This window comes from Nocardioides sp. CPCC 206348, assembly GCF_048654705.1.
Taxonomy (GTDB): domain Bacteria; phylum Actinomycetota; class Actinomycetes; order Propionibacteriales; family Nocardioidaceae; genus Nocardioides.
On the sequence record NZ_JBMCZA010000216.1, the window covers coordinates 5,374 to 5,712 of the forward strand.

Annotated in this window: 1 pseudogene; it reads left to right on the forward strand. The window is 74.3% G+C overall.

What is annotated here, in order from left to right:
* Nucleotides 1-339, forward strand: a pseudogene (locus ACOADB_RS23310) (helix-turn-helix transcriptional regulator); the annotation flags it as partial.

Here is a 339-nt window from a genome sequence, read left to right on the forward strand (position 1 = left end):
CGAGGGCAACGCGTTCTTCGTCGAGGAGCTCGTGGCGTCCGGCTCCTGCGCCGACGGCGACGTCCCGGGCGACCTCGCCGACCTGCTGCTGGTCCGCCTCGACCGGCTCTCCGACGCCGCCCGTCAGGTCGTGCGCGTCGCCAGCGTCGCGGGCCGCCGCGTCGGCCATGACCTGCTCGCCGCGGCCGCCGCGCTCCCGGTCGACGAGTTCGAGGCCGGCATGCGCCAGGCCGTCGAGATGAACGTCCTCGAAGCCGGCGGCGTCTTCTACACCTTCCGGCACGCCCTCCTCGGCGAGGCCGTGTACGACGACCTGCTTCCCGGCGAACGGGTCCGGCT